Source organism: Rhodococcus sp. NPDC003318 (genome assembly GCF_042879035.1).
Lineage (GTDB): Bacteria > Actinomycetota > Actinomycetes > Mycobacteriales > Mycobacteriaceae > Rhodococcus_G.
The window spans coordinates 1-26,284 of the sequence record NZ_JBIAOU010000033.1 but is presented as its reverse complement, the minus strand read 5'-3'; the positions used below and the strand labels follow the sequence as shown (position 1 = coordinate 26,284).

The window sequence follows — 26,284 nt, the reverse complement described above, 5'->3', positions numbered from 1 at the left end:
CCGCGGCGCTCCTCCCGGCGCTTCGCGCCGGGAGACGGGGGCGGGTCGCTGCGCTCCCCGCCTGGGGAGCCGCTACGCGGCTCGGAGCGGTGTCGTTGCGTTGCCGTCGATCGGGTCGCTGCGCTCCCCTCGAAACCGAGATTAATTGCACAACGATCGAATTTGTCGTCACTCTCCCGACGTGATCCGAGCCGAACGGAAGACGGGGACGCGCTGCGCGCGTCGCCATTCAATCCGCCTCGCTGCTCTCACCCGTCCCGATGTCATGCACTCATGATATACCACTGCCTCGACAGGGGCGAAAGCGCTCCGCTGACTGATTTGCTCGAATTACTCACGTATACAACATGATATCTCTCACCGTGCCGATCATTGCGTGCAAAATGATGGAGACAGTCAGTTCTACAGCATGATTCAAACATCTGTTGCTGCACAACATAATTCAAAAAACCAGCCCCGACGGGCGGGCGGCCCTGCCCCCACACCGGGAACAGGGCCGCCCGAGCCACCTCTCACACGCCGTCGGAGTCGTCCTCCGCGTGATACCGCTGCGCCCGGTCCGCCACGCTCTCCCACACCACGCCGGTCGTGTCGGCGAGGTGGTGCAGATCCGCCACCAGATCCGAGATCACCGTCCCGATGTCCTCACCGACACCGCCGACGACCTGCCGATACGTCAACAACGCCGCCGCCGCGAACGTCGACCGCCACCGCGTCAACTCCGAACCGGCCCCCGGCACCAGGACCGGGGCACCGTGCATCCAATCCCGACCGTCACGCCCCTCCACGTACTGCCCACCCGGCGGATCGGTGAACGCCTCCACCAACGCCGCCCGAGCACCCTGGGACGCCGCTACCAGACACCCGTCCCGTTGCTCGCGCCACGACTGCCAGTCATGACCCGCCCCCGCATCGACCACGTACTCGGTCGTCTCGACCTCCGCGCCGTCGACGAACACCGACACATCGGTGCCACCGTCGGGGTCGCGGACGACGATGGTTTCCACGCTCACCGGCCTGCCCCTGTCGCTGTCCTGGTCACCGTGTAGCCGCGTGCAGCGGCCAGCATCCGCATCAGTTCCTCACCGTCAGGCATCCCAACCCGGCTCATGCGCTCGACGACGGCCGCGCACTCGTCGGGGCGCTCGCAGCGGCATTCGTCGTTCACCGGGCCGCTGTCGCCGTAGTCGGAGTACTCCGAGAACAGCGGGTCACCGAAGGTGGTGGGGTCGATCACCCACCGATCCGCCCCGTTCAGATCGCGCATCAGATACACCCGCACCGCTTCCTCGACGTAGTGCGTGCCGCGCTCCGCCGCCACCTCCGACAGGCCGACGTACGCCGCCCAGGCCGGCACGTCGGCCCCGGGTGCCGCCGTCGGCGGCGTGTCCAGCACGAACATCACCGCAGACGGATCGAACAACGCCACCAACTCGACCGCGATGTCACCCCGTTCGACGCCGACGAACCCGGCCCCGTCCAACCCGGCCAACACATCCGCCACACCAGGGGCGTCCGGATCGAAGGTGTCGGGCACGTTCACCGTCACCCGATACCTGGCCGTCTCCGTCCACGACAGGGCCACCGTCCGCAACCGCGTCACGCGCCCGCCCCCGCCGCAGACGTAGCAGTACCGACGTCCTCACGCTCGGTCGCATCGACAATCACCAGCCCGCCGACATCCGCCGTCGCCACCAACGCGGCCACCTGATTCCTCGACAGGCTCACCGCGTCGCCCTCGTCATCACTGGATGTGAACACCACCGTGCCCGCGTACGGCTGCCACCGGAAGCCGTAGGACCGGGCAATCAGCGTCGCAACAACATTCACCACCGGCTCGTTCACGACCAGGCCCTCGTCATCGACCCACATGTCCAACCCCGGCCCGAGAGCCACAACATCGAACCACCGGCACCCGATCGCCTCCCGCAACGCCACACCCACCCCCTCACCCGAGCCGGACCGGGCCAACTCGATCACCTCCGCGGTCCCGTCCGCGTCGATCCGGACCGCCGTCACCGTCTCCACCACCGCACCACTCGTACTCGTGTTCGTCGTCATGGTCTTGTCTCCCCCGCTCACGCCTGCTCGGTTCCGTCGATCTCCCAATCACTGACGTCGAAATCGAGACTCTGCCCATACGACCCGAGCCGATCGCGCAACTCCTCCTCTACATCCGAGGAGTCGATGAGTCCTTCCGCACTGTCCGCGCTCGACGCGGTGCGGGTGATCGTGAGCCGCGTCGTCACCGTCACATCCACCGTCACCTCGTAATCACGGTCCCGGCCCGGCAACCCGTGCTCGTCCATGAACCGATCGAACTCCCCGCACAGACTGTTGCTGTCCGCCCACTCATGCGCATCCGACACCAACGATTCGAGCCACGACTCGCGGCGCTCACGCTGGCGCTGCGCATCCGCCCGCGTCTCCAACAGCTCGACGCGCGCCGACACCACCGACCGCAGCGCGCCCAACTCGCGCGTCGACAACCACGTGCCCGCATCGCCTCCCGGCGCATCCGACGGCTCGACCTGGCGTGCCGTCACCTCCGACACCCACACCGCGCCATCGGCAGGCAGCACCGCCACACTCACCCGCCGATCCGCCGCGTCGTCGGCGCGGCGGGCCGGGTCGACGGCCAGCCACCCCGACACCATCCCGCCACCCGACACCACCGACACGAACCGGCCATCCGACGGGAACTCACCCCGACCCGCCACCGGCATCAACACACCATTGGTCAACGTCACTTCGGTCATGACACACCGCTTTCACCCCGACACACAGGCGGGGAACAGAACGCGGACAGCCCGGGATGGTCACTCCCCGAACCGTCCGCAACCGCTTCGGACGACACAGAACATAACCCACCCCACCGACACCCTGTCAACACCGAAACTCACTGATTTACAACAGAATTCGTCGTCTCGCGCACCATGCGGAACCGGTGAAGTCAAGCCCGAAACACCCCCTCCCCATCCGGTGCCGGGGCACCGGATGGAAATGCAACCGCCGGCCATCGCGGCGCCATAGTGGGCACGATCGATCAACACTCGCAGCGGCTGTACCGAGACCGTGATCCGGAGGGCTGCCGCTATGACGCCGTCCACCGCCGGACGCACCAACGCCGTACTACTGATTCCGCGTACTCGGTGAACGATTCTCGACTCGGTGACCTAACGCAGATACACCGACAAACGGTGTGACGGTGCGGGCCACGAGGGAAACGTTGGATCGCACCGCTCCTCGCCAAGCTTCCGCCGCTGGCTACGTGCTGGCGAGCCCCACGCTCAGGCACGCACGCTTGGAGAGTCGGCGGCATAGACGGCGCCCTACGCCCGCGCGCAAATCTGGCCGTCGGCAGCCCGATTCCGTTCCGACTGCGGAAGCCGTGAGCAGTTGAGAGCAGACTATCGAGGATGCGGCGGTGACGGCCTAACACCGATCGAGTTCGAGGCAATCAACCACGCCGGAAACGCGGCCTGAGTCACCCAACCCCCGTGTCAACTGAACCGGGGGCAGCCCCGAGCACTCGAACAGGACCTCGCGACCACCCCCGGAGGGTGAGGTGATCCCACGCCATCTCCGCGACAGTGACAAGTGTCGACGAGGGAGGCGAATGGCGCGGGCATGGGTACAGCCAGAAGATCTGGCGTATCAACAGTCGAGGGTGCGTCACGGATGTACCCTCGACTACCGGGCTCCAAAGAAGCCGTTCTTCACACCTCACGTAGCAGAGCCACTGCATCGCCCATCCTGTAGCGATCCACCAGCAGGGCCAGGACCTCCTCGACACTCATCGGAGGGTTCCCCAGGCGCTCGGCCATCGTCTCGATCGCCTGCCGCGCCACCATCGGCGACACCGCGACGTGTATCGGCGGCGAACTCAGCAGGAGAAACAACCTGAATATGCTTCGGCACAAGGCCTTCCGGGAAATCCTTGAAGTTGTGGGTGACGATGACACCCGCCCCACCGACAACCGCGGCCGCCACCACATGCTCGTCGTCGGGATCGGGCAGACCGTATGAACCGTCCAGCGGCTCCCATCCGGTCACCACCGCATCATCGAACGCCTCACGCATCCGCCCGACCAGAAGGGCGGCGGCCGCAGCCGCAGTCGCGGCATCGCTTCCGCGGCCCTCGAGCTTCGCCGCCTCGTGGTACTCGAGCTCTTCCAAGATCGCGTCCGACCACAGCGGCCGATACAGACCGGCGATCGCCAAAGACAGCAGGAAGTCGCGCTGTCGGCTGGGCCACAGCACGCAGGTGTCGAGAACAGCAGCGAACATCCGCGCAGTGTAATGAGTGTCGACGACGAGGCTCGTTACCGCGGTTACATGGTCGTACTGCGGGCCCGTCTGCGTGCCGCCACAGCCTTGCGGGCGGCCTTCAACTGTTCGGCGACCATCTCCGGATCGTCCTCGTCGACAAGAGGCACGGACGTGGCAGCCAACGCGTCGTACTGCTGCGCGCGGCGCCGCTGCTGGTAGTCAAGGACATCACGCAGCACCAGCCGGTGCCGGGTACCGACCTTCTCCGCCGGTAGCTCCCCCACCGAGATCAGCCGTTTGACGGTCGGTCGGGTCACCCCCAGCAGGTCGGCCGCCTGCTGGGTGGTCAGTTTCGTGGTGTGCGGAGCGACGGTGACCGCTCGCCCGGCCTGCAGCGCCGAGACCACCTGCTTGAGGATCGCATGCACCTCGGCCGGCAAGGGCACCTGATCACCCTCGTCTGCACCAACGAGCAGGTACCGCGGCTCCACACGGTCGCCGGAGCGACGTTCGTGCGCGTCGAGGAAGCTGATCACCTCGGCGAGCTGGCCGCCTTCCCCGGGCTCCGGGAGATATGTGCGCTGCTCCAACGCCTGCGTCATGTCGTCACTCCTCCTGTACGAAAGAAACGTAACACCCTTTCGAAACTTCCGAAAGGGTGTTACGGGGAGGATCACACCAGCACTCCACGCACCCAGGCGTCACGCTCCGGGGGCCTGGTACCCACCGTCAGCGTGCGGCGAACACCACCCGCCGGCGCATGGCCGGGTGCATGTAGGGCGGGCGCAGCCCGAAGTGGCCGGAGCCACCGGTCGCGATGTCGCGGCGGTCGGCCAAGCAGCCGGGTGGGGTGCTGCGGCCGAGGGTTCCGTCCGGGTGCAGATGCGCGCACTCCCACGGGTCGGCGCCGGGATCGGGTGTGACGGTCCAGTCGAAAACGTGTCCGTGGCCGGAGGAACGTTTGCGACCGATCACCATGACGCCGGCGAGCAGATCCCGGATCACGTCGGGGTCACCTACCGCCCGCCACACCAACGCTCGGGCGATCGTCAGCGGTAGCGGCATGACACGGGATCGATAGCGGCCCTGCCGCTCCGACACGTGCGCCGGCAACCTGTCCGAGAGGTGGTCGAGGGCGTACTGGTCGGGGCGAGCGGTCCAGTAGGTCACGTGCGGACCGGCGACCTCGCCCTCGGCGTGTGCGAATGTCGCGGCCCAGTGCCAGTTGTCGCCACCGGCTGCGGTGCAGCGGGTGAGAGGCAGCTCGAGCTCGTCGGGTGGTTGGGCGGGGTCGTAGGGCGGGTAGTCGGTGCCGGCGTCGCGGGCGGCGGCCTTGACGCCGGCGCGGATCTGGGAGGCGAGCAGGCCGTCGAGGCTGATCCCCCACGGCGCCGAATGCGCGACGCCACCGGCCAACCGTGCCCGCACGGTCAGGGGAACGTGCCCGCTCATGCGGGCAAAGACTGCAACAGCGCGAGCGCGGCGTCGCGGCGGGCGATCAGATGGGCACGCCAGTCCACGCCAGGGCCGGTGGCCGAGTCTGCGGTGATGGTGGTGGCAACGTCACCGTGCCCGATCCCGACACGGCCACCGAGCCAGCCGCGGCGCACGTACTCGGCGAGGACATCGGCAAGGAACGCGTGGTCGAGATCGCTGCCACGGTCGAGATGCACCCAGGACTCGAACCTGGTTCCCGCGGTGATGGTTTCGACCTCGTACCGCATCAACAACGACACCGCCGAGCGCGCCTCATCGGTGCCGTTGGTGTCGGCGGCGGGGTTGGCCGGGTCGTCGAGGTGGCTGTAGGACTCGAGCGCTTCGACATCGAGCCGGGTCGGCAGCGGGTTCGGGTAGTGGCCGCGCAGCAGGGGGCGGGCCTCCTCGATCACTGGGACGACGTGTCCGACGCGCAGGCAGCCGTCGATCGGCGCCGCACCGACCGCGCCGCCGAACACACTCAGCTGCGGAACCAGGGTACGCAGCTCCCGCAGCCGGCGCCCCGTGACCGGCTCCGCCGACGTGCGGGTGATCGCACCCCCATTACGCAACGCGTGCGCCACCGCAAGCGGCAACAGGCCTTCGTAGCCGAGGACATCTCGCAACAGCTCCTCACCGAGCCGGCGCAACACCCCACGCAGCGAGTTACCGGAGACGACCGGCACCAGGTCCACGGTCCCGTCCGCGGCGAGGACCTTCATCCGCCGCAGCGTCGCCGTCGTGCCGATCGTCTCCGCACGATGCGAAATCGGGGACCTGGCGGTGATCGCCAGATCCCAGCGGACACTCACACTCACGCCGACCTCCTCGACCGCGTCGGCGTCGGCGACTTCCTTCCAGCCTTCGGGGGTGCGCTGGCGCGGACGGCGTCGGCGACGATGCGAGTGCGCAGCACCAGCGCCGGCGTCTGATCCCGCAGGACCGCGAGCACCGGCCGCGGCTCACACGTCAGCAGCGCGGCCAACTCCACGCGCTGCCCATCCGATCGAGGCAACGACGTCAGGGCAGTCGAGACGATCGTCCACCAGTGGTGCAGATCCGCGGCAGTGAACGTGGCCACCCGCACCCGCGACGGCAACACCGACTCCCAGTAGTCGCCACGACGCCCGGTCACCCAGTTGCCGTCGGACCAGTCGATTCCGTAGTGCAGCAGCAACAACAGCCGCTCGGCCACCTTCGCGGGTTCGGTCACCAGCGCGGGGAGCATCGGGGCCGCGGCCAGCCACCCGTCACACGGTGTCTCGAGGTCGATCGGGGTCTCTCTGGTGGCCACCGCGCGACTGTAAACACGAGCTCGCCGTTCCGCCTACCAGGTGGTGACCGGTCCGGGAGTGTCTGCACGGAAGGGACAGGCCGGTGTCTATCGGGTGGCGCGGATCCCGAGGTGCCACCACGGCGCCGCCGCCCGCCACGGCGCGAGCGCATCCCAGTCGGCCAGGACCGCCGGCCAACGCTCGGAAGGGATGCGGGTCATGGTGCGGTGATCCGGCGCCGGCCGCACCAAAGCCGCCTCGGTGAACCCGGCGGCCTGCAGGCGAGACATCGCCGCGAGCCGGTCGCGATCGGCGGCGGTGAAATCCAACGCCAACTCGTCGACCGCCACCCTCCCCCACTGCGCATCCGGCAACACATGCTTGCGGCCCGGGACCAACGGCACCACCACCGCCACATCCACGCCGATCGGGGCGCTGAGAACCTCGTAGAGCGCTTGGGAGTCGAGTTCGGACAATACATACGTATTCCGGGCGATCCGATGTGCAACGACGCGCAGAGAGCGCATGGAATACACCCACGCGCACGCCTCACACAACGCCCGACCACCACGATCGAGCCACGAGCCGAAACCCGTGAACCGCCTCGACACCACCCGCCCCACCGGCGTCATCACCCCCGTCAACCACCCACACCGCGCGCATCCCCTCCCAGCCGGCACCGAGACGGGATGCCGCGCGTCCGGATGCGCAGCGCGATACGCCGCCCACACCACGTCCTCTGCGGCCTGGTGGAGGGTGAATCGGTGGGTCACCGGTCCATCCATCCAGCCCGGCACCTGATACCGCAAGCAGCGGTGTCGCTCGTAGGCTCGCGGCGATGAATCCCGATCCCGGGCTCGACCTGCACACACTGCGCGCACTCGCCGCCCCCACCACGCGCGCGCACGCGGTCGACCAGATCGGTGACCGCATCGCAGGCCACCTCGACCGCCACGACGGCTACCTGGCGTTCTCCGGCGGCAAGGACTCCCTCGTCGTACTCGACCTGGCCCGGCGGGTGTGCCCACAGGTGCCGGTGGTGTTCTTCGACTCCGGGCTCGAGTACCCCGAAACCTACGACTACATCGGCGAACTCGCGCACACCTGGAATCTCGATCTGCACGTCGTCGCCGCCGATCCCCCACTGCTCGACGTCCTGATCGCCAGCGGCCAATGGGCCCACGGCCCAACCCACGACGCGCCGGCGCCCGCAGTGGACCTGCACGAGGTCCTGATCGGCGGCCCGTCGCGGCGCGCGCACGAGATGTTCGGCGCCGGCGAACTGTGGGGCGTGCGCGCCGACGAATCCCGCGGTCGCCGCGCCCTCTACACGCGCGGTGGGCGCCGCAACGGAATCATCGAACGCGCCGACGGGACCGTCGCCTACGGGCCCATCTGGAACTGGAGCCACCACGACGTGTGGGCGCACATCACCCGTGACCAGCTTCCGATCAATCCCGTCTACCCGAAACTCGCCGCCCTCGGCGTACCCGAACACCAGCAGCGGATCTCACACCTGATCGACGGCAACCACCTGCACCGAGGACGACTGACCTGGCTACGCAGCGGCTGGCCCACCCTGTTCGACCGTCTCACCGACGCGCTACCGCGACTGCGCCAGCTGATCTGACCGCGCGCAGTCATGGGATACGGTGACCGCACTGCAGAAGCACAGGATGAGCCGGAGGTGTCACCCCGACGTGGTGCCTTCGGCTTTCTGCTGTGCACGCCGCTCCGCCGCCATTGCGCGCTTGAGCTCTGCACGGGCCCGTTGCTTCTCGGTCCGCGGCGCAGGGGGCGCCGGCGGCGCGCAGTCCTCGTCGGCCGGCCGGTACACCGCACGCCCCAGCTTGATAGCGGGGTTGACCACGATCTCCGGTCGTCCCTTCGCATCGATGTAACCCATCGGTGCACACTCCTTCCCCAATCGGTGGCGATGTCCTCACACGGTGGTGATGTCACGCAGCTGAACGATCATCCGCCGACCGACCGTCCCATCCGGCCGACGGTAACGACCCTCCCCCGCGGAGACCACCTCGAACCGCATCCCCCGCGGCAACAGATGCGCGGTGTCGTCGATCTTGTCCGACCGACCCAGATACATGCCCCGATCGGTGTCGATCTCGAACACCACATCCCGATCGGTCATCGTCTCGTCCAGCTCGTGAATCGCGTGCACAGTCATCGTGAAACGGTCGAAATCCAGCCGCGCCCCCGACGTCAGCTCGCTCGGCAGATTCAATGCCGACACCGGCACCGGATGCGGCAGGCGGGCAGCGCAGTAGACGATGTGGCCACGATCCCCAGCCCGCTCCCCCGCCTGAATCGCGCGATCGAGACGCTGCACCCGCACCCGCGTCCTGTCCTCGAGGACCTGTGCATCACCTCGCGCGTCGGACAGCGCGCTACCGATCAGGGACCATTCCTGCTCCTGCTCAACCAACCTGGTCAACTCGTGATAACCGATGGCGGGCAATCGGTCCTGCGTGATGTTCTTCGCCCTCGACCGGGCCTTGCGCTGGCGCGCCGACGGCGGCTGGCGGATCGAATCCGGGATCGGCAGCACTCGCCGTCGACGGGCCGGGATCTCTCCCACCATCGACCGGGGGAACGCCCGCTCGAGATCCTTGCGGGCACGAGTCAGATCCGCCAGCTCCACCATCGCGTCCAGGACCCGCGCGGACGCACGCTCCTCCGCCCGATCGACCGCGTCGTCGCTCACACGGTAGCCGCCTGGCTTGACCGTCGGCGCTGCTGCGGCACCGACCTCCGGATCGAACGACACCGCCGACCCGTCCGGACCCACCCTGTACGCCAACCCTCAACCACTCCACACAAAAAGGAGGGCGGGCAGCGAACTTGTCCAAAGCGATGGCTGCCACGCCCCCACACCGGAACCGCACACGGTCGGCGACCAAACCAACCACGACCCCAGCACAACCACCTTACCCGGCCCGCCGCTCGCCCATCGAACCCACGAATGGCAACAAAACAGGACGAATTTCGTTCACTCACAAACCTTTCGAGTTCTACCTATCGCTGAGAAGCGAACGGGCACCGACCCCGGCGAAACACGCTCGGCACAGCCACCGACCACAACACCACCCGCATCGCGCTTTGCGCAACCACGTCCAACGACACGCCGAACCGTCACAGGGCAGTCCAACCTCATGACGGTGGCAGGTCATCGCACCACGCGGCAGCAACCTGCACCCTCGTCCGACACCCGCCGCCCAGCGGACTGAAGCCACGTTCGGCAAACATCAGCCCCGTGGAGGATCGCGGCGACCGTCACCCTCCGATCACGACCGCTGATCCTCACCCCACCCCGATTCGAGTCCCATCCCTGCTGACAGGACCCGATTTCGTCATCGCCAGATGACCACGCGGACGCCGGGAGTTGTCCGGATAACGGTGGATCCGGTCTTGGTCTGACACACGGGCGTGAGCCTGACGGGGAGGATCGATGATGACCGAAACACTGGGAACCCATGACTACCGAGGTGGATCCACAGCAGCTCGCCGAGCAGCTTCTGGCCCAGGCCACGGAGCAGGGGATCGATTTGGTGGGCCCGAATGGCCTACTGAACCTGTTGACGAAGAACGTGCTCTTTGGCCGCGCTGGACGCCGAGATGACCGAACACCCGGTCTACGACAAACCAAACCCGGCTGGTCGAGGCAGCGGCAACTCGCGCAACGGAACCCGTTCAAAGACCGTTCTGACGGAGATCGGACCCGTCGAGATCGAGGTCCCCAGAGACACCGATACCTCGTTCAACCCACAGCTCGTCAAGAAGCGCCAACGCCGCCTGACCGGGGTGGACAAGATCGTGCTGTCGCTGAGCGCGAAGGGACTGACGACGGGCGAGATTGCCTCACATTTCGCCGATGTCTACGGTGCACGCGTTTCGAAGGACACGATCAGCCGGATCACCGACAAGGTCGTCTCCGAGATGAAGAAGTGGGGCGAACCGCCCGCTCGACCGGATCTATCCGGTGATGTTCATCAACGCTGTTCACGTCAAGGTCCGCGACGGACAGGTCTCCAACCGTCCCATCAACGTCGGCGTCACCACGGCGGGTGAGCGCGACACCCTCGGCCTGTGGGCCGGCGACGGCGGCGAGGGCGCCGAGTTCTGGCTCGCGGTGCTGACGGAGATCAAGAATCGAGGCGTCGCCGACGTGTGCATCGTTGTCTGCGACGGGCTCAAGGGCCTACCCGAGGCGATCACGACCGTCTGGCAACTCGCGGTGGTGCAGACCTGCATTATTCACTTGATCCGCAACACCTTCCGGTATGCGTCGCTGACGTATCGGGACGAGATGAGCCGCGATCTGAGGCCCGTCTACACCGCGCCGTCGGAGTCCGCGGCCAAGAACGGTTCGCCGAGTTTGCAAGCAAGTGGGGCACCCAGTACCCGGCGATCGTCCGCCTCTGGGAGAACTCGTGGAGCGAGTTCGTCCCGTTCCTCGACTATGACGTCGAGATCCGTCGGGTGATCTGCTCGACCACCCGCGACCTAGGCCGTCAATGCCTGCTATCGGCGGGCGATCCGGGCACGGGGCCATTTCCCGACCGAACAGGCCGCGCTCAAATGTCTGTACCTTGCGACCCGGGCCACGAGTCGCGCCGGGGTCCCGCCGGGCCACGCAATCGCTGCGGCCCGGCGGTTCCGCCGTCGCCCCGCGGTGGTGAACCTGCTACTCGGAAATCACGTACTCGGCGCGCATCGGAGGAGCCATCCGTCAGGGCGACGCGTCCAACCGGGTATGACAGAGGACGAGATCCAGCGCATTGCCGAGCTGCACTTCGACAGCGACCCGGCCGCACTCGCCGAGTTGCGACGCGACCCGGGATCGGCGACGGTGCTCGATGCGCTCACCGAGTCGTCGCAGACCTGGTTCGGTTGTGCACCGAGTCAGTCGCCCCCACCGTCGCCGTCACCGGTCGCGAGCGACGTTGTCGCGTGAAGTGGACATGTTCCCCCGCAGTGGATTCGACAGCCCCGGCTCGCCGGCGGTCGCGGAAAAGCTCCTGATGCGCGACGGCCGCCTGGGTGAGGGATCGCCGTTCCACGAGCACCACGGCTCCTACGTCGAGGGGGTCCACAAGGACGTGGTGATCCTGCCGAGGCTGTGGGAGAACCGACTCGTCCCGGTCCGGGTCGAGGACGGCTCCGCGTACGGGCGGACCGGGTACTGCATCGACCCCGTCGACCTGTGCGTGTCCAAGGCCATCGCGGGACGCGAGAAGGACCGCCTGTTCGTCTCCACGCTCGCCGACTCCTCGATCGTCACCGCGGCCCAGATCCTCGAGCGCATCGACCGGTACGGGATCGAGTGGCCGCCCACCTACACCCAGGACCGCGACCTCGCCCTTAGCCGTGCCCGCAGCTGGCTCGAGCACCTGGACTCCGCGGCCGCGGAACACACCTCCCGGAGCCCGTGCGCTGCCTGAGACTCCGGCCCTGCAGTCCGACCCCGGCACCACACCAACCGGTCGGCCGCGGCCGCCGGCGGTCAGTGGCGGTCATCCGTGGACGCTCGAGCAGATGCTGCGCGGTCAGTCTCGGCGTACCGCGGATCCCGATCCCGGACAGCGGCCGGCCGCCGAGCCCGACCCTGGCCGGGAGCCCGACCTCGGCAGGTAGGCGCGCCCGCTGGCGCAGACAGTTGACGCCGCCCACACCCGGTGGTGTCGACGGCTCCGATCCCGCGCTCGGGAACGCTACGGAAGGGCAGGTCTTCCCGACCTCGGGTGACAGTGCCCGTCATCGCGGCCTCTCGGCACGTGGTCGCTCGCAGCGACGTGACGGGGTGGTACCCGGGGCATGTCCAGGCACTGTCACCCGAGGTCAACGCCGCCTTGGCGGGCATTCCCCTGACTCTGGAGGCCGAGGCTCCGCCTTGGGCCTGTGTCGGTGATCTGTGACGATGGTGTGTGCAGAGATCGAATGACGAGAGAGGATCGGGCGGTGTGTGGCCGCTACGCGTCGACGGGCAGCCGCCGGGATCTGGTCGCGGCATTCGATGCGACCGAGACGGTCGGGCAGGAGCTGCCCGCCTCGTACAACGTGGCGCCGACGCAGACGGTGAACGTCGTCCTCGAACGCGCACCCCGCGATACCCCGGACGCGGACCCGGCCCGAATACTGAACAGCCAGGTCAAGTGGGGATTGGTGCCCTCGTGGGCGCGCGATCCGAAGATCGGATCTCGGATGATCAACGCCCGCTCGGAGACGATCACCCAGAAGCCGGCGTTCAAGGCCGCGGCCGCCCGGCGCCGCTGCATCGTCCCGGCCGACGGCTACTACGAATGGACGAAGAACGACGAGGGAGCAAAGATCCCGTTCTTCCTGCACGGCGACACCGAAGGCCCGTTGGCGATGGCCGGGCTGTACGAGCTGTGGCCGAATCCCAAACTGCCCGAAGATGATCCGGGCCGCTGGTTGTGGACATGCACCGTGCTGACCCGCCCGGCGACCGACGCGACCGGCCACATCCACGACCGGTCCCCGGTGATCCTGCCGGAGACGTTCATCGGGCCGTGGCTCGACCCGACCCTGACCGACCGCGATGACGTCGACGCCCTGCTCAACTCGATCCCCGAACCACACCTGATCCCGTACGAGGTCTCAACCGCGGTGAACTCGCCGCGCAACAACCGCCCCGACCTGCTGACGCCGGTGCACCGGTGACCTGGCAGGGCCGACTGCTCACCACCCCGATCGTGGTGGCGGCGGTGACCGCGGTGTGGTTCGTGCGCGGCGCGCCGTCGGTGTTCTGGGTGCCGGCGCTCGCGATCGCCGGGACGGCCGGGCTTCTGCTCGGGGTGTGCGCGCTCGCCGGAGCCAGGATCGCGGTCGTGCTCGCGCGGGCACTGGCACCGCGCCGGTGGCAGTGGCGGCAGATGTTCGCCCTCTGCATCGCGTGCTCCACGCTCGTCTTCAGCGTCCCGGTGGCCGCGTGGCTCGGCGCCGGCCTGGTCCTCGCGCCGTACCTGGTCGCCGGGAGTGCGTACCTGTGCGCGTTGGTGATCTGCCCGCCGCTCGATCGGGCGATGGCCGACCTCGCCCGATCCGCCGCCTCCTGAGGCGAAGCGGGACAGGGCACTACTGGAGCGGTGCTCGGCAACCGGCGGCCCATGTTGCTCCGCATTGGGAGTGGTGTAGGTGGGCAGGCTGGCCCGCCCCGTGTGTCGGGATCTGATGCGACCGTCGATGTTCTAGGCCAGCGCCCACCGCTCGCAGGGCTGCGAGCTCCGGTTGCGGAGTGCACGAGCCTCCGTGTGGTAGGTGCCCTCAGATAATTCGCTCAGGCACGTGTGAATGGTTCAGGCACGTGAAATCGGTTGTCTCCTGCTGCTTGTCCGTAGGTGGTCGAGGCCGGTGTGGGCGGCCAGTTCGGCGCGGCGGGCCTCGACCGCGTCGCGGACGGTGTCGAAGCAGCGGAAGTGGTGCTCCATACCGGTGACCTTCAGGGCTCGTGTGCAGGTGGGGCCGTCGGGGACGAGGAGCATCGCCAGGCCGCGGCCTTCGGCGCGGTGTTGTGTGTCGGCGAGTGCTTCGACGCCGGAGATGGAGACGAAGTCGATTCGGGTCAGGTCGACGATCAGTGTGCGGTGTGCGTCGCTGATGGCCTGCTCGATTCCGGCGGTGAACTCGCCGATCGCGGGGGTGTCCAGGTCGCCGGTGATCGTGGCGATGGTGGGTCCCGGACCGTTGATGCGGCATCGTCCCGGTCCCTGGTGGGCCTCGGGGAGCGACAGCTCGATGCAGTGGACATGGATACGCATGATCGACCTCCGACGGGTTTGTCGACCGCGACTGAACTCTCAAACCGCACCCAGCGGGGTGCGTGGAGATTCGGGAATCGCGACCAACAGCAGGCTTCAGGGCCGTCAGTGTCGAAGTCGAACCCGGCTACCCCTGTGACACTACTCCCCTCGGCCGTCGCGGCGGTGTACACGCCGTCGACGACGTGTGGGGGTCCGGTCACGGGCCGATTTCGTTTCCCGGTCACCGGGTAGCGGGTTTCGCAGTTCTCCGTGATGCAGGCCGTCTGTATGCGGGCCCTCTGTGCGGGATCGCTGCCGGACGCCCCCACCCTGGGAGGTGCAGTCTTCTTTCCGGTCCGGGAGATCGAGAGGGGGCGACTAGGCTGGAACGCGAAGGACCGAGCCTCTCGAGTGTCGACAGGTTAGGAGGAACCGGTGCCTTCGAGCGCCGAGCGGGAAGAACAACTGTTGCAGGCATTGGTCGAGATGACCGACACGCTCGTCGACGACTACGACGTTGCCGATCTACTGCACCTGCTGGTCAACTACTGCGTCGAGCTGGTCGGTGCCTCGGCCGCGGGCCTGATGCTCTCCGATCAGCGGGGCAGCCTGCAGGTGCTCGCGTCCTCCACCGAGCAGACCCTGCTGCTCGAGCTATTCCAGCTGCAGGTCGACGAAGGCCCGTGCCTCGACGCCTACGCCAGCGGTGCGATGGTCACCGCAGTCGATCTGGCTGCCGAGGCGCCACGGTGGCCGACCTTCTCCCGTGTCGCGCTCGAACAGGGATTCCGGTCGGTGCACGCGTTGCCGTTGCGGCTGCGCAAACAGACGATCGGAGCGTTGAACCTGTTCGGCACCGAGACCGGTGCACTCGGGGCGCGGGAGTTGAAGGTCGCGCGCGCCCTCGCCGACGCCGCCACCATCGGTATCCTGCACGAACGCGCACTGCGCCGGGCCGAGGTGCTCACCGAACAACTGCAGACCGCGCTCAACAACCGGGTCACGATCGAGCAGGCCAAGGGCATCCTCGCCCAAGCCGGCGACCTCGACATGGGCGCAGCGTTCGAGGTTCTTCGCGCCCACAGCCGCCGCACCAGCATCCGGCTGTCGTCGATCGCCCACGACCTCGTCACCGGTGTGGTCGAACCCGCCGATCTGCTCGCCGCGGCCACCGACCCCCCACGCCCGCACTAGAGGACCGCGGCACCCGGTACAGAACAGGCCCGGCCACCCGCCGGTCGCGCGAGCCTCGACTGACGCACCAGAGATACGAGCCGTCAGGCATGCAAGGAGAACAGTCGTGACCGATTTGGCGAACCGCCCCGCGCCGACCTGCCCGACAGGCAACTCACCGGGTCCACGGCAGCAGTGATCAGATTCGGACTGGACGTTTCCGTAGCTCGAGTCTCGGGCGCACGCCCGCATGCACAACGAACGCTAGACCGAGCAATGTTCATCATGAGCGTCCACCGGGCTGTCACCAGGGACGATGACCGAGGTCCCCGATCCAGGCAATGGCGAGGGCATTCCGCTCGGGGTGTCCACCAGCACGACAGGGCCGCCAACAGCTCAAGATGGCCGGGGTGAGGCGCATCGCTGTCAAATCATGAGGTCGGCGAGAACGATGCACGCTCCAGTTCCCACTGCGACAAGTGCGGCCAACGGTACGGAACCGAGAACAACTGCCGCGATGATCCCGACCGGGATGGGGAAAACGAGTGCCACCGTGCTGGCGAATCGTCGTCGGGAGACCGCCGAATCAGTGAGTCTCGACTGGATCGGAGGCGGGGAGTACGCGGTCACCATGTCGGTGTTCCTCCTCGCTGTTCCGGGCCGTCTTGTGACGTAACGTGTCGAGGCTAATTACCCAGACTGCGGAATTTCACACTCCGCACTGCGCATCACGCTGAGCGTTCGGCTCGGTACCGAGCGCCCCCGCAGACGCAGCTGCACCGACCCCGCGCAGGGGTCACGGTGAAAGGGGTCCGCGCCGCCGACGACGCCGGCTTCGACTTCGCTGCGCTCCCGCGGCCTGAGGTTCGGCGGGCATGCGCCACCCACACCGCCAGATCGTCACGCACCCGAGCGGCAGTGCCTGCGGTCAGGTCGATTTCGTAGTCTGTGCCGCAGTCGAGCGAGAACACGACTATTTCGTCCGCCTCGGACACGGAATCCACATTGTCGACGATCGTGAGCGTGACTTCCTTGCCATCCAGATCCCGGAATCTCGCCCGATGGCATAGATCCTGACTCGATACTGTCCGGGCTTCGATATCAAGCTGTCAGGAATCGGGGTCGTGTCCCGTCCCGTGCACCATCGCAGCCGAGAATCGGCGACCGGGCAGTGTCGGGCGGCTGACCGCCTCGCCGGGCCTGTCGACGCTGGGGAGTCGATGGTCCCGGCCCGGGTGTGCGTCGGGGGGACACGTCCCGGGCCGGGTACGAGTGCTCGTGCGTTGGAGTGCCGAGCACCGCATTCGGGTTATCGAGGGGCGAGAGTGGGGCGTTAGCACGCACCCGGTCGATGGCCGCGCGCAGTGCGTGCCGCGGTGGTCAGGCGCCCGGTGTTGTCCGCCGCGCCTGCGGCGGTGTTGCCGTGCAATCAGTAGATGGTCATCCCGCGAAGCCGAGCAGCCTCGTGGCCTGGAGAACCTGGTCGAACTCGGTGTTGCGCACATGCAGGAGAAGTTCGTCGACACGATGGTGCACGAGGTGCACGCCGACGACATCAATGCGCGATTCGGTGATCTGGGGGGTGAGGAATGCACGGCCAAGGACCTGCGGACCTGGCACGCCACCGTCATCGCGGCGGTGGCACTGACGGACTCCGAAGCTCCCCGGTCAGCTCGGGCCATCCGCCGCGCGGAGGCCGCCACCATGCGTGAGGTCAGTGGAGCGCTCGGCAATACGCCTCAGGTGGCACGCGCCTCGTACGTGGACCCACGGGTGCTACGGGCTTACGAAGCGGGTCACACCATCAGGTCTGCGGTGCGCAGAGCACGCCTGGCGGAGACAGAGGACGCTGGTCGCGAGACGATTGAACGCGCCGTGATCAGGCTGCTCTCCCGCGGATGAGACGCCGCCGTCATGGCTTCAACAGGATCTTGACGGCGCCGTCCGTCTTCTTCTGGAAGATCTCGTATGCGTGTGGCGCACGTTCCAGAGGCATCTCGTGGGTCGCGAACGAGTCGACCCCCAGGGGGTCGTCGTCGGTGAGCAGCGGCAGGATGTCGTCCACCCACCGCTTGACATTCGCCTGCCCCATCCGCAGTTGGATCTGCTTGTCGAACAGCGTGAGCATCGGCAGCGGATCGATCATGCCGCCGTACACGCCGATCAGTGAGATGGTGCCGCCTCGGCGGACGATGTCGATCGCGGAATACAGGGCATGAAGACGGTCAACGCCGGCATGCATGATCAGCGGGCGAGCGAGCCGATCCGGCAGCATCGCCGCGGCCTGCTGCATCAGGCGGGTGCCAGGAGAACCGTGTGCCTCCATTCCGACGGCGTCGATCACCGCGTCCGGACCGCGACCGTCCGTCATGTCACGGATCGCTTCGCCGAGGCTATCGACCTCGGTCAGATCGACGACCTCGATGCCGCGCGCGCGGACCCGGTCGAGGCGTTCGGGAACCAGATCGATCCCGATCACCCGCGCCCCGCGATGCGCGGCGATACGCGCGGACATGTCACCGATGGGACCGAGTCCCAGAATCGCGACCGATCCGCCGTCGGGAATCGCGGCGTATTCGACGGCTTGCCAGGCGGTGGGAAGAACGTCCGAAAGGTAGACGAAGCGGGAGTCCGGGAGACCATCGGGCACCTTGATGTGCGTGTACTGAGCGTGCGGCACCCGAAGATATTCTGCTTGCCCACCCGGCACCTGCCCGTACAGCGCAGAGTATCCGAACAGTGCTGCACCGGAACCTTTTTCACGCACCTGTGTGATCTCGCACTGGGTTGGAAGTCCGGTGCGGCACATGTGGCACCGACCGCACGCGATCTGGAACGGCACGACCACTCGATCACCCTCGTGCAGGTCGGTGACCGCACTGCCGACTTCACGGACCACCCCCATCGGCTCGTGCCCGAGGATGTCGCCAGCCGTCATGAACGCGCCAAGCACTTCGTACAGATGTAGGTCGGAGCCACAGATGCCCGTCGTGGTCACCTCCACGATGGCATCGGTCGGTTCGACCAACCCGGGGTCCGCTACGGACTCGACACTCACACTCCGTTTTCCCTGCCAGGTCACTGCCTTCATCGCGGCCTCCTCGTGGATCCTTCGTCGATAGATACCCACATCCGCGGGACTTCTACCCGCCGCGTATCGGGATCGGTGAACTGGACGCATGGTCCATGCGGCGGACCTTTGTCTGATAGACCGATGACGGACGAACACGCTGGCGGCTTGGACCCTGCTGTCGCCTGGCCCGTACTTCATGCACTCATTGCGTCGCGGGTGTCCTAGACAAACCGTTTGGAGGGTCCTGTGCGTAGTGACGTTCATTGCCTCGACGAAACCCCTGATATCGAGCGGGGACGGCTCCGGCCCGCGGCGCGCACGAGGCATCGGGCCAACCGTTGCGTCCGATGCATCGCCCGGGGCCTGCTGTCACGGTCGCCGGCGAGATGGACGCCGCGACCGCACCGGCGTTCGACGAACGCGCCGACTCCGCGATCAGATCGTCTCGCGGGACGATGATTCTCGACCTGACCCGGGTGGATTCCTTGGAATAGCAGGCGCACAAACGCTCGAGAAAATTCAGTACAACGCAGACCGGGAGGGGTTGACGATGCTTCTGGTCCCCGGTGGCCGCGCCGTGACACGAAACGTTGGACGTCACCGGCCTGCTCGGACACTTCCAGCTCTTCCCCACGGTCCGCGCGGCACTGGACAGGCGCAGGGCGGAGCCGACGGCCCACACTGGCCTCGGGGTCGTCGTCGACGCATCGACTCGATACACCTGCGGGACCGTGGGGAGCGACCCGCTCAACCAGCGGACACCTCCGAGCCGCGGTGAATCGCGGTCTAGAGCATTCGGTACGTGACAAGACGCCCAGTGGTCCGGACGGCGTCCTCCAATGAGGAGGCACGCCAGCTCGGCCGGCGGCTCACGCCCAGGAGGACCGTCGGATCTTGAAGCGGTCGCGCCCAGTCTCAGGCGCCTGACAGGGGCCGAGTGGGGCGAAATGCCGCCGCTCCTCACAAGGTCGTGTCAACTATCCGCATCCCGTGCATAGCTGGGTTCGCACTGACCTGGTGCCTCCACGACCGGCCCCCGGCCGCCCCGGGCCGGCTTCGCAGGAAATCTCTGGCGTTGCGAAGGCTCACCAACTGCAACCCAGCACTCTCAGCGAGGCTCAGCAGGACAGCGTCGCCGGGCGAGCACATCCCATCGAGCACATCATCCGTGACGATTACGTACTCGACCTCGGTGGAGAAGGAGTCGACTACTGTGAAGCCGCACTCGGTCGCCCACTCGCGGACATCCGCCAGATCCGATGGTTTCCCGACGAACAGCAGGACCCGGTTACGGCCGCCAGCGACTGCCATCTCAATCATCGTCCTTGTCTGCATTCATGGTGGGCTACGGTCACGTATCGGTGCCGCGATGGGTGACCGCATCCCGCATTCGGTCCAGCAGCCCCGTTACCGGACCGAGGATCTTGTCAGCGGGCGGCTCGTCCGGCGCGGAAGGATGCGGCCGGGTGGGCGCGAGCTTCTTGGTCGACTCGACTTTCTCGCCGAGATCTACGAGTTCCTCCGCACTGAAGATGCGCCGCATGTCGGGGAACATCTCGCCTTCCTCCTCCGCGACGTGATCCCGGACCTCCTGCATCAGCGTCTCCAACTCGACCTCGAACTTCGGGTCGTCCGGATCCAGACGTTCGAGACGCTTCATCGTGCGCTCGGCCTCCGCGTGCTCTTCCTTCGCGTGCTCGGCCTCGGTCTCACTGACCTTCTTCTTCACCGCCGGGTACACATCGGCCTCCTCCGCAACGGAATGGCGTACCAGCTCGATCGTCACCTGGTCGGTAAGGTCTTTGCGCCGGGCCCGGGCTTCTTCGCTCGTCTGGCCGTGTAGCGATTCCAGCTCGGCAAACATGCGTTCGACTTCCCTGTGATCGTGCGTGAGCACCTCGATGACGTCTCGTTGCTCAGTGGCCATGATTGGTCTCCTTCGAAGTCCAGGATTGGCTGTGCCCTCTGTCCGGTCTTCCAGGGGTACGTGTCCACCGTGCCCGAAGACCGGGACCGCGAAACCTCCCGTTTAACGCGGGTCCGTTTCGGCACCGGCGCCGACGTGGCGATCGACCAGCTCGAGGGGGCTGACGACGGGCCGGTCATGTGAAGGGTTTCCCACCAGTGACGCCGAGCACTTCGCCTGTGACGTAGCTGGATTCGTCGGAGGCGAAGAAAACGTAGGCGGGCGCGAGTTCGGCGGGCTGACCGGGACGCCCCAGCGGGACGTCCTTGCCGAAGTGCCGGTACCGCTCGCGAGGCATCGTGGCCGGAATCAACGGCGTCCAGATCGGTCCGGGCGCAACCGCATTCACACGGATCCCGCGGTCGGCCACATCCGCGGCGAGGCCTTTCGTGAAGTCCACGATGCCGGCCTTGGTGGTCGCGTAGTCCAGGAGGGAGGGAGAGGGGCTGGTGCCCTGGATCGACGAGGTGTTGACAATCGTCGATCCAGGCGGCATCACTGCGACGGCGAACTTGCACAGCCAGAACAGCGCATACAGATTGGTCTTCACCACCCGATCGAACTGTTCGGTCGTGATGTCGGAAATGCCTCCAGGAAGCGCCATCTGGTAGGCGGCGTTGTTGACGAGGATGTCGAGGCCGCCGAACTCCCGGACCGTCGTGTCGACCACCTCGCGACAGTGTTCCTCCGAGCGGATATCGCCGGGAAGTGGAAGCGCGCGTCGCCCGGATTCCTCGACCAGCCGGGCTGTTTCCTCGGCGTCGGACTCTTCCTCCGGGAGGTAGCTCACCGCCACGTCGGCGCCCTCCCGCGCGAAGGCGATGGCGACCGCCCGGCCGATGCCGGAATCACCGCCCGTGATCAGCGCCCGGCGGTCGGTGAGCCGGCCGCTGCCGCGGTAGTCGCGCTCCCCGTGGTCGGGTCGGGTGTGCATCTCGGAGGTGAGTCCCGGATGCGCTATCGGCGGCTGCCCCTCCAAATCGGGGGTCGTATAGCGAGTAGTGGGGTCGCGCATGCGCCCGCCGATCCTAGGACGTGGGACTGTCGACGTCGCCGCGCCAGCCGCCGGTCTCGAAGCCGCGCTCCTCGACGAACTCCTTGAAATGCTCCATGTCGGCCTTCACGCGGTGGTTCAGGACACCGAGTTTGTCTGCGACGTTCTCGACGAATCCCTCGGGGTCGATGTCCATCTGCGCGGTCACCCGGGTATGGGTGCCATCGAGGCGGTGGAATGTGATCACCCCGGCGTGGTCGGGGCCGGCATCGGAGTGCCAGGCCACCCGTTCGTCCGGATGCTGTTCGGTGATGGTGGCGTCGAACTCGCGGGTCCGCCCCGCGACGTCGAGCACCCAGTGCGTGTGGACGTCGTCCACCTGCAGGACCTCACGTACGCCCTCCATGAACTGCGGGAAGGTCTCGAACTGCGTCCACTGGTTGTATGCGGTCCGGACCGGAACATCAACGTCGACTGCTTCGGTAATGGTGCTCATGCCGGTCGCGTACCCCGGTATCCGCGGGGTAAACCGGACGGGGTGGGACCGAGGAATGCAAACCCACCGATGAGTGGCGACGGCTCGACGCCAGGGCACCTGCCGCCGAGCAACGCCGACTCCTTCGCGAACGATGCCCGCGGTGGTGGAGGTGAACCCGCAGGCGGAATCCAGAATACGGACCGGGAGATGCGTTTCCGGCTGATCGGGTGGGGCACCTCGGGAGGTGTGCAGGAAGAGGGTGCCGCCAAGTGGTCTGCCGAACCACGACGCTCAATGGGACCGGATTCGGCCCCGGAGATGATGATCAGCAAGGCGCCGCGGCGGCCGCCTGGCCAGTCCGCGAGGGCACCGACAACGTTGAGGAGGCAATCTCGTCATGACCACACCACCACCGGATCCCGATCCGGCCCGCACCCCTGATCTTGAGGCAGGCGGTGGTGTCAGCCCTGGTGCCACCCCTCCCGAATCGGCCCAGACCTCCGGGCTATCCGCCTCGGAGCCGCGCACCCGCAAGGGCTTCCCCGCTGCCGGAATCGGGACACTGGTTGCCGTCGCGGTGATCGTCATTATTCTCGTCATCGTGATTGTCGCGCTGATTGTCTGATCCCTCCAATTCCCGACCAGATCAGTCTCTCTCGCGGGCCACCCGCACGCTGTCGAGGGCGGGATCGGTAGCGTCCGGGATCGTCATCCCCGCACGCAGGCCGCTGCGCAGGTAGTCGAGCACCGCGCGGTCCAGTCGCTCCCCGGGAACGACGGCGGGAATGCCCGGCGGGTAGGGCGTGAGCTGTTCGGCGGCGACCCGTCCGACCGCCCGGTCGGCAGCGACCATCTCGACCGGCCCGAAGAACGCCTCGCCCGGCGCCATCTCGGAGTCCAGCTGCAGTTCCTCGGGAGAGGGCAGATCCACGGCTGGCGGTGGATCGAAAGACCCTGCGGCCAAACCCAGTTCGGAGAGCGCGTACACAAGCCGGTCGGTGGTCGCCTCGTCGTCGGCCATCGACATCGTGGCCAGGATGCGCCGGTGATCGGACAGCCCCACGTCCACATCGCAGTGGTCGCGGAGCCAGTCGGCGCACTGGTAGCCGGAAGCGCCGGTCGCGGTGACGTCGATCAGGATCTGCAGCAAGTCCAGGTCGTGGGAAGCCTCCTTACCGCACAGCCTGTCCTCGAGCACCGTCATGCCGTCGACCTGATCGATCCGATCGCGGGTGCGCCGGGCCAACGTCAGTGCATCCCCGAGGAGTTGGGCACCGTGTTCGACCATCTGACGTCGCCAGCCGTCGAGCGCGCAGTAGATCATCACGTTCGGGCTCGTGGTCATGAGCAGGTCCGCGCAGGCCGAGAGATGGTCGCCGTCGACGAGACCGCCCTGTCGGTGCAGCACTGATCCCTGTTCAAATCCGGCGCCCATCTTGTGGACGCTCACCACGCAGACGTCGGCGCCGGCGTCCATCGCCCAGGTCGGTAATTCGTCGTGGAACGGGAAGTGCGCCCCCCACGCCTCGTCGATGATCAGCGGCTTTCCCCGCTCGTGGCACGCCTCCGCGATCCCGGCGATGTCCGCGCACGTGCCGTACGGGCTGGGGCTGACCACCAGGGCACCGGCGCCGTCAGGGTGCCGCTCCCAGCCCGCACGCACCTGATCCGGTGACGGCGGGTGGGAGAAGTGCATGTCGGCGTCCCAGCGTGGGGTGATCCAGCGGGGCATCACGCCGCTGAAGATCAGTCCTGCGACCACCGACTTGTGCGAGTCCCGCCCGAGCAGGAGTCCGCCCGGGTTATTGCCGGCAACTGCCATCATCGCGGCCTTCACGGACAGGGAACTACCGCAGGTTGAGAAGAACGACTGCTCAGCGCCGACTGCGTCGGCCATGAGCTCCTCCGCGTCGGCCAGGTACCGATGGCTGGATCGGCGGTCGTCGAGACCGGACGCGGCGAGCACATCGGATCGGAACGGATCCATGCCGAGTATCTCGGTGACTTGGGGGTCGACGCCGCGACCCTGTCGGTGTCCGGGTGGGGTGAACCCGTATCGGCCACGGCGGTGATATTCGGCCAGTGCCTCCAGCATCGGTGCGCGCGAGTGATCCACGTCGGGGGGCTACCCGCTTTCGTGCCGCGTCAACCTCGCGGCGGCCACTCAGTGCCCGCGAGATCCGGGCCGGGCTCGTCGTTGATCGGCACGGCCGGTGACGGCCGCGGTCGCGAACCTCACCGTTCCCGAGGGCTCCGAGTTCAAAACCGCTCACCCCGGCGATGTCTCAGGTTCGCACTTCGGGCACGGTTTGTTCCGACCACGTTTCGGATAGTTCCGCGGCAATACCGCCACGTCGCGCACCTTTGGGGTGCGCGAGCGCCCTACTCCCGTGGTGAAACCTGGCCGCGAGAGTTGACATACACCTCCCGGGCCGGCATGCATCAGCAAGGCCGACGTGGCCTCATGGGTGGAGTCGCCGCCTGGTCGCCGACGTCGACCTCGGCGCCCCGATTCGCGTCCGGGATACGACCCTCGCGCTGAGGAAGCACATCCGACGCACGGTGAGATGCAGCGCCATCTACCCCAGTCGTCAGGCGCGCCCGGTCGGCCGCGGCCCCGCAGTCGACCGGGGCCACTACCGGCGAATCCCGCACGCATCGATCACGTTGGCCGCAACCCATTGCATGGCGACCGCACCTTCACCGGGTAGCGAGGCCGCCGGAGCGCACACCCAGCTCCGGCGGCCCCTCGGATCGGGCGCGCCTACGAGAGGTCCCCTTCGCGCCCGACGGCTTCATCTGGCCCCGTAGTCCTTCGACCGGGCGAGCACATAGTCGAGATCAACGTGGGCGGACAGCTCCGATCGCCGAGCCTCCACGGCCGCACGAACATTTGGGAAGCAGCGGAAGTGGTGATCCGCGTCGATGATCTCCAGGACCCGCCGTGCACCCGGCCCGCCGGGGACGAGGAGCATCGCCAGTCCGTGGAGATCCGCGTGACGCTGGGTTTCCGCGAGGACCTGCATCCCTGAAATGGATATGAATTCCGCCAGTGAGAGGTCGACAATGACCGTGCGGTTGGACTCGCCGAGTGCCTTGTCCAACCCTTTCGCGAAGTCGGCGATCACCCGTGCGTCGACATCACCGACCACCGAGGCAATGGTCGGGCCTGGGCCACGGACGCGACATCGTCCGGGGCTGTCGACGGGTTCAACGACCGGCCGGGCCAAACAATGAATGAACAGCGGATTCGATGAGCTCATGGGTGTTGCCTCTCGATTCGTGCCCACACTGAAACCTCTCGGGACATGTCACATGGTGCGACCCCAGATGCACCTCCGGCCCAGCGAACCCTGATGGTCGGGCTACCCGACTCACACCGGCCCCGCGATGCAGTTGCTCGCCGCGATCGGTGGTATCGCGACGCCACCCGGGCGTCATTTGCGGGATCGGCCTGAGGTTGGGCTACCTGGATGTACCCATATGCTCCACACGGGGTCCGTCCGCGTAGAGCCATTGTAGGACAGCCGTTCTCACCTAGACACGCTCGTCGCGGTCGCATCCGGACTTGTCATTCGCTGCTGCCGCTTCACATTCGCCCGAATGCAAAGCTGCCTGGAGTTGGCGGATGCGTCAACTCGCGTGACGACGACAGCACGTCGATCTCCGCATCTGTGTTAGGTATCTGAACGACATGTGGCAACCACTAGTAGGACTTTGTTAGGTTTGTCACGTTCGCATGTGGGGACTCGAGATTCGGCGTGATTCTCGAGACGATCATCGGGTGGATGCTGCAGCCC

Annotated in this window: 30 protein-coding genes and 1 pseudogene; 10 read left to right on the top strand and 21 right to left on the bottom strand. The window is 67.0% G+C overall.

Going from position 1 to position 26,284, the window contains the following annotated elements:
• Positions 1-512 precede the first annotated feature (512 nt).
• From ACFYVR_RS26305 to ACFYVR_RS26260, 10 genes are all read right to left on the bottom strand, one after another.
• A complete protein-coding gene (locus ACFYVR_RS26305; protein WP_387479089.1) occupies positions 513-1,013 on the bottom strand; it encodes a hypothetical protein in 501 nt (166 codons plus the stop codon).
• Positions 1,010-1,603, bottom strand: a complete 594-nt coding sequence (locus ACFYVR_RS26300; RefSeq protein ID WP_387479086.1) for a hypothetical protein — start codon at positions 1,601-1,603, stop codon at positions 1,010-1,012. The genes ACFYVR_RS26305 and ACFYVR_RS26300 overlap by 4 nt, the downstream gene beginning before the upstream one ends.
• The gene (locus tag ACFYVR_RS26295; RefSeq protein WP_387479083.1) at positions 1,600-2,061 is read right to left on the bottom strand and encodes a DUF3846 domain-containing protein; all 462 of its coding nucleotides are present in this window, start codon (positions 2,059-2,061) and stop codon (positions 1,600-1,602) included. The genes ACFYVR_RS26300 and ACFYVR_RS26295 overlap by 4 nt, the downstream gene beginning before the upstream one ends.
• 17 nt (positions 2,062-2,078) lie before the next feature.
• Positions 2,079-2,759 carry a hypothetical protein gene (locus tag ACFYVR_RS26290; protein ID WP_387479080.1) on the bottom strand — a complete coding sequence of 227 codons (681 nt, stop codon included), beginning with the start codon at positions 2,757-2,759 and terminating at the stop codon, positions 2,079-2,081.
• Between the two features lie 967 nt (positions 2,760-3,726).
• Entirely contained in the window at positions 3,727-4,290 is a 564-nt protein-coding gene (locus ACFYVR_RS26285; RefSeq protein WP_387479077.1) for a PIN domain-containing protein, read from the bottom strand.
• A 44-nt stretch (positions 4,291-4,334) separates the two neighbouring features.
• Positions 4,335-4,874 carry a helix-turn-helix domain-containing protein gene (locus ACFYVR_RS26280; protein WP_387479074.1) on the bottom strand — a complete coding sequence of 180 codons (540 nt, stop codon included), beginning with the start codon at positions 4,872-4,874 and terminating at the stop codon, positions 4,335-4,337.
• Positions 4,875-5,001: 127 nt separating this feature from the next.
• On the bottom strand, positions 5,002-5,724 hold the full coding sequence (locus ACFYVR_RS26275) for a hypothetical protein (RefSeq protein WP_387479071.1): 723 nt from the start codon (positions 5,722-5,724) through the stop codon (positions 5,002-5,004).
• The gene (locus ACFYVR_RS26270; protein ID WP_387479068.1) at positions 5,721-6,566 is read right to left on the bottom strand and encodes an RAMP superfamily CRISPR-associated protein; all 846 of its coding nucleotides are present in this window, start codon (positions 6,564-6,566) and stop codon (positions 5,721-5,723) included. Before ACFYVR_RS26270 ends, ACFYVR_RS26275 begins: the two co-directional genes overlap by 4 nt.
• Positions 6,563-7,042 carry a hypothetical protein gene (locus ACFYVR_RS26265; protein ID WP_387479065.1) on the bottom strand — a complete coding sequence of 160 codons (480 nt, stop codon included), beginning with the start codon at positions 7,040-7,042 and terminating at the stop codon, positions 6,563-6,565. Before ACFYVR_RS26265 ends, ACFYVR_RS26270 begins: the two co-directional genes overlap by 4 nt.
• Before the next feature lie 87 nt (positions 7,043-7,129).
• Entirely contained in the window at positions 7,130-7,654 is a 525-nt protein-coding gene (locus ACFYVR_RS26260) for a hypothetical protein (protein ID WP_387479101.1), read from the bottom strand.
• A 206-nt stretch (positions 7,655-7,860) separates the two neighbouring features.
• Here ACFYVR_RS26260 and ACFYVR_RS26255 point away from each other — a divergent pair, with 206 nt between their 5' ends.
• Positions 7,861-8,652, top strand: coding sequence for a phosphoadenosine phosphosulfate reductase family protein (locus ACFYVR_RS26255; protein WP_387479062.1), 792 nt, complete (start codon positions 7,861-7,863; stop codon positions 8,650-8,652).
• A 60-nt stretch (positions 8,653-8,712) separates the two neighbouring features.
• Here the strand turns inward: ACFYVR_RS26255 and ACFYVR_RS26250 are convergent, their stop codons facing one another.
• Positions 8,713-8,928 (bottom strand): hypothetical protein, encoded by a 216-nt coding sequence (locus ACFYVR_RS26250; protein ID WP_387479059.1) that lies wholly within the window; start codon positions 8,926-8,928, stop codon positions 8,713-8,715.
• Between the two features lie 36 nt (positions 8,929-8,964).
• Positions 8,965-9,588 carry a hypothetical protein gene (locus tag ACFYVR_RS26245; RefSeq protein ID WP_387479056.1) on the bottom strand — a complete coding sequence of 208 codons (624 nt, stop codon included), beginning with the start codon at positions 9,586-9,588 and terminating at the stop codon, positions 8,965-8,967.
• A 903-nt stretch (positions 9,589-10,491) separates the two neighbouring features.
• Here ACFYVR_RS26245 and ACFYVR_RS26240 point away from each other — a divergent pair.
• The 5 genes and pseudogenes from ACFYVR_RS26240 to ACFYVR_RS26220 all read left to right on the top strand — a co-directional run.
• Positions 10,492-11,658, top strand: a pseudogene (locus ACFYVR_RS26240) (IS256 family transposase); the annotation flags it as partial.
• A gap of 135 nt (positions 11,659-11,793) precedes the next feature.
• Positions 11,794-11,994 (top strand): hypothetical protein, encoded by a 201-nt coding sequence (locus ACFYVR_RS26235; RefSeq protein WP_387479104.1) that lies wholly within the window; start codon positions 11,794-11,796, stop codon positions 11,992-11,994.
• Positions 11,995-12,001: 7 nt separating this feature from the next.
• A complete protein-coding gene (locus ACFYVR_RS26230; RefSeq protein WP_387479053.1) occupies positions 12,002-12,481 on the top strand; it encodes a hypothetical protein in 480 nt (159 codons plus the stop codon).
• A gap of 517 nt (positions 12,482-12,998) precedes the next feature.
• On the top strand, positions 12,999-13,721 hold the full coding sequence (locus ACFYVR_RS26225) for an SOS response-associated peptidase (protein WP_387479098.1): 723 nt from the start codon (positions 12,999-13,001) through the stop codon (positions 13,719-13,721).
• Positions 13,718-14,116 (top strand): hypothetical protein, encoded by a 399-nt coding sequence (locus ACFYVR_RS26220; RefSeq protein ID WP_387479050.1) that lies wholly within the window; start codon positions 13,718-13,720, stop codon positions 14,114-14,116. The genes ACFYVR_RS26225 and ACFYVR_RS26220 overlap by 4 nt, the downstream gene beginning before the upstream one ends.
• Before the next feature lie 240 nt (positions 14,117-14,356).
• Here ACFYVR_RS26220 and ACFYVR_RS26215 read toward each other — a convergent pair whose 3' ends face one another.
• On the bottom strand, positions 14,357-14,818 hold the full coding sequence (locus ACFYVR_RS26215; RefSeq protein WP_387479047.1) for an STAS domain-containing protein: 462 nt from the start codon (positions 14,816-14,818) through the stop codon (positions 14,357-14,359).
• A gap of 417 nt (positions 14,819-15,235) precedes the next feature.
• On the opposite strand from ACFYVR_RS26215, the gene ACFYVR_RS26210 reads away from it, so the two are divergent.
• Positions 15,236-15,994: a GAF and ANTAR domain-containing protein gene (locus tag ACFYVR_RS26210; protein ID WP_387479044.1), complete on the top strand. Its 759-nt coding sequence runs from the start codon at positions 15,236-15,238 to the stop codon at positions 15,992-15,994.
• Positions 15,995-16,701: 707 nt separating this feature from the next.
• Here the strand turns inward: ACFYVR_RS26210 and ACFYVR_RS26205 are convergent.
• Entirely contained in the window at positions 16,702-17,016 is a 315-nt protein-coding gene (locus ACFYVR_RS26205; protein ID WP_387479095.1) for a histone-like nucleoid-structuring protein Lsr2, read from the bottom strand.
• A gap of 460 nt (positions 17,017-17,476) precedes the next feature.
• Between ACFYVR_RS26205 and ACFYVR_RS26200 the strand changes: the two genes are divergently transcribed.
• Positions 17,477-17,875 carry a hypothetical protein gene (locus ACFYVR_RS26200; RefSeq protein ID WP_387479041.1) on the top strand — a complete coding sequence of 133 codons (399 nt, stop codon included), beginning with the start codon at positions 17,477-17,479 and terminating at the stop codon, positions 17,873-17,875.
• 10 nt (positions 17,876-17,885) lie between these two features.
• Here the strand turns inward: ACFYVR_RS26200 and ACFYVR_RS26195 are convergent, their stop codons facing one another.
• Positions 17,886-19,064, bottom strand: a complete 1,179-nt coding sequence (locus tag ACFYVR_RS26195) for a zinc-dependent alcohol dehydrogenase (RefSeq protein ID WP_387479092.1) — start codon at positions 19,062-19,064, stop codon at positions 17,886-17,888.
• A 329-nt stretch (positions 19,065-19,393) separates the two neighbouring features.
• Here ACFYVR_RS26195 and ACFYVR_RS26190 point away from each other — a divergent pair, with 329 nt between their 5' ends.
• Positions 19,394-19,540 (top strand): STAS domain-containing protein, encoded by a 147-nt coding sequence (locus tag ACFYVR_RS26190; RefSeq protein ID WP_387479038.1) that lies wholly within the window; start codon positions 19,394-19,396, stop codon positions 19,538-19,540.
• Positions 19,541-20,006: 466 nt separating this feature from the next.
• Here the strand turns inward: ACFYVR_RS26190 and ACFYVR_RS26185 are convergent, their stop codons facing one another.
• The 4 genes from ACFYVR_RS26185 to ACFYVR_RS26170 form a co-directional block, all read right to left on the bottom strand.
• Positions 20,007-20,366 (bottom strand): hypothetical protein, encoded by a 360-nt coding sequence (locus ACFYVR_RS26185; protein ID WP_387479035.1) that lies wholly within the window; start codon positions 20,364-20,366, stop codon positions 20,007-20,009.
• 31 nt (positions 20,367-20,397) lie between these two features.
• Positions 20,398-20,973, bottom strand: coding sequence for a hemerythrin domain-containing protein (locus tag ACFYVR_RS26180; RefSeq protein ID WP_387479032.1), 576 nt, complete (start codon positions 20,971-20,973; stop codon positions 20,398-20,400).
• 175 nt (positions 20,974-21,148) lie between these two features.
• Complete coding sequence (locus ACFYVR_RS26175) at positions 21,149-22,027, bottom strand: SDR family oxidoreductase (protein WP_387479030.1); 879 nt, start codon at positions 22,025-22,027, stop codon at positions 21,149-21,151.
• A gap of 13 nt (positions 22,028-22,040) precedes the next feature.
• The gene (locus ACFYVR_RS26170; RefSeq protein ID WP_387479028.1) at positions 22,041-22,502 is read right to left on the bottom strand and encodes an SRPBCC family protein; all 462 of its coding nucleotides are present in this window, start codon (positions 22,500-22,502) and stop codon (positions 22,041-22,043) included.
• A 379-nt stretch (positions 22,503-22,881) separates the two neighbouring features.
• Here ACFYVR_RS26170 and ACFYVR_RS26165 point away from each other — a divergent pair, with 379 nt between their 5' ends.
• Complete coding sequence (locus ACFYVR_RS26165; RefSeq protein ID WP_387479026.1) at positions 22,882-23,109, top strand: DUF6480 family protein; 228 nt, start codon at positions 22,882-22,884, stop codon at positions 23,107-23,109.
• A gap of 21 nt (positions 23,110-23,130) precedes the next feature.
• Here ACFYVR_RS26165 and ACFYVR_RS26160 read toward each other — a convergent pair whose 3' ends face one another.
• Both ACFYVR_RS26160 and ACFYVR_RS26155 read right to left on the bottom strand, forming a co-directional pair.
• Entirely contained in the window at positions 23,131-24,600 is a 1,470-nt protein-coding gene (locus tag ACFYVR_RS26160; RefSeq protein WP_387479024.1) for an aminotransferase class I/II-fold pyridoxal phosphate-dependent enzyme, read from the bottom strand.
• A gap of 679 nt (positions 24,601-25,279) precedes the next feature.
• A complete protein-coding gene (locus tag ACFYVR_RS26155) occupies positions 25,280-25,747 on the bottom strand; it encodes an STAS domain-containing protein (protein WP_387479022.1) in 468 nt (155 codons plus the stop codon).
• Between the last annotated feature and the right edge of the window lie 537 nt (positions 25,748-26,284).